The sequence below is a fragment of the Arthrobacter sp. Y3223164 genome, assembly GCF_059091005.1.
Map to the genome: position 1 here is coordinate 1 of NZ_JBNHGF010000450.1, position 1,980 is coordinate 1,980.

A 1,980-nucleotide genomic window follows, 5' to 3' on the forward strand; every position below is an offset into this window, starting at 1 on the left:
GGGGCGGCCGGCAGCCGGCTGCCCGGTCCACGCCTCCTGCGCCGGGCAGCGGCCCTTCAGCCGCGGTGTTGCCGTTCTGGTAAGTTCAATTCATGCCCAATATGCCCGCCCGGCATCTTGTCCGACGGGCCGGATTGTCTGGAGGAGCTGTGGGTCTTCGACCGCTGACGGAGAGCGAACGCACCACCGCCCGGCTGAAAGCGACGGCCGCCCGGGTCGAGCGCGCGGAAATCAAGGCCAAAGTGAAATCCGGCGCCATGACCGTCGCCGAGGTAATCGAGGCGGCCGGGTCAATGGAATCGGTCGGCCGGCTGCGCGTGGCCGACCTGCTCGAATCCTTGCCGGGCATCGGACCGGTCCGCGCCGCCGCCATCATGGAGGCGGTCCGCATTGCGCCCAGCCGCCGGCTGCGCGGGCTCGGCATCCACCAGCGGCGAGCCCTGATAGACCACTTGGAATCCCAGTAACAGATGGAAGATATGTCCGACAAACCCCGCCTGACCGTTCTCGCCGGCCCCACCGCCGTCGGCAAGGGCACCGTTTCCACCTATATCCGCGACAACTACCCCGACGTCTGGCTTTCCGTATCCGCCACCACCCGGGAACCGCGGCCCGGTGAGCAGGACGGCGTCCATTACTTTTTCGTCGGCCCCGAAGAGTTCGACCGCCTGGTGGCGGCCGGCGACATGCTGGAATGGGCCCTGGTGCACGGCCGGAACCGCTACGGCACGCTGCGGCGCACCGTCGAAGAGGCCATGGCAGACGGAAAGTCCGTGCTCTTGGAGATCGACCTGCAGGGCGCCCGGCAGGTCAAACAGTCCATGCCCGATGCCACGTTCGTGTTTCTGGCCCCGCCCAGCTGGGAGGAAATGGTCCGCCGGCTGGTGGGGCGCGGCACGGAAACACCCGAGGAACAGCAGCGCCGGCTGGAAACCGCTAAACTGGAACTTGCTGCCGAGCCAGAGTTCGATTTCACCGTCGTGAATGACGATGTCAAGCGGGCGGCAGACGAGCTCGTTTCATTGATGGGACTTGTTCCGCACCCGCGCTGAGCGGGCCCCGAAGAACACGTCCCGGAACCCATTGGAGATTTTGTGTCGACCAACCTCGAAGGCATCATCAACCCGCCGATCGACTCCCTGCTGGAAGCAACGGATTCGAAGTACGCGCTGGTGATTTACGGTGCCAAGCGTGCCCGCCAGATCAACGCCTACTACTCGCAGCTGCACGAAGGCCTGTTCGAGTATGTCGGCCCGCTGGTGGACACGAAGCTGAACGAGAAGCCGCTGTCCATCGCACTGCGCGAAATCAACGAGGGCCTGCTGGTCAGCAAGCCCGTCGAAAAGGTTGCAGAGTAACCAGCGTCTAACACCGGGGCAGGCATGCGGATCATTTTGGGCGTAGGCGGCGGGATCGCCGCCTACAAGTCGGCATCCCTGCTTCGGTTGTTTAAGGAAGCCGGCCACGAGGTGACGGTGATCCCGACCGACGCCGCCGAGAAGTTCGTTGGCCGCGCCACGTGGGAGGCCCTCTCCGGCAACCCGGTGAGCAACAGCGTGTTCGATGCCGTCGAGTCGGTCAACCACGTCCGCCTCGGCCGGGAAGCCGACCTCGTGGTGGTATGCCCGGCCACAGCGGACCTGTTGGCGCGCGCCGCCGCCGGCCTGGCCGGCGACCTGCTCACCAACACCCTGTTGGTGGCCACCGCGCCGGTGGTCTTTGTGCCGGCCATGCACACCGAAATGTGGCAGCACCCGGCCACCGTGGCGAACGTGGCAACGCTGCGCGGCCGCGGCATCACGGTGATGGACCCGGCCATCGGGCGGCTCACCGGCAAGGACACCGGCCCCGGCCGGCTGCCCGAACCGGCGGACATCTACGACTTCATCACCGCAGCCCTCGCAGACGGGACTTTGCAACCGCGGACGACGGCGGAGGCCGGCTGGCCGGCGGATGCGTCCGCCCCCGCCCTCGCGGCTC

Annotated in this window: 4 protein-coding genes; all 4 read left to right on the forward strand. The window is 66.8% G+C overall.

All coding sequences use genetic code 11. From position 1 onward, the window contains the following. Nucleotides 1-149 precede the first annotated feature (149 nt). Nucleotides 150-467, forward strand: a complete 318-nt coding sequence (gene mihF, locus AC5RUJ_RS15245) for an integration host factor, actinobacterial type (RefSeq protein ID WP_493999796.1) — start codon at nucleotides 150-152, stop codon at nucleotides 465-467. Nucleotides 468-479: 12 nt separating this feature from the next. Beyond that, nucleotides 480-1,052, forward strand: a complete 573-nt coding sequence (gene gmk / locus AC5RUJ_RS15250; protein WP_493999795.1) for a guanylate kinase — start codon at nucleotides 480-482, stop codon at nucleotides 1,050-1,052. 42 nt (nucleotides 1,053-1,094) lie between these two features. Then, nucleotides 1,095-1,358 carry a DNA-directed RNA polymerase subunit omega gene (gene rpoZ / locus AC5RUJ_RS15255; protein ID WP_493999794.1) on the forward strand — a complete coding sequence of 88 codons (264 nt, stop codon included), beginning with the start codon at nucleotides 1,095-1,097 and terminating at the stop codon, nucleotides 1,356-1,358. A 24-nt stretch (nucleotides 1,359-1,382) separates the two neighbouring features. Then, the coding region (locus AC5RUJ_RS15260) for a flavoprotein (protein ID WP_494156140.1) at nucleotides 1,383-1,980 on the forward strand (598 nt) is incomplete at its 3' end.

What these genes read in the sequence shown, in the direction of transcription:
- gmk (WP_493999795.1), top strand. Translation starts at nt 480, where the DNA reads ATGTCCGACAAACCCCGCCTGACCGTTCTCGCCGGCCCCACCGCCGTC.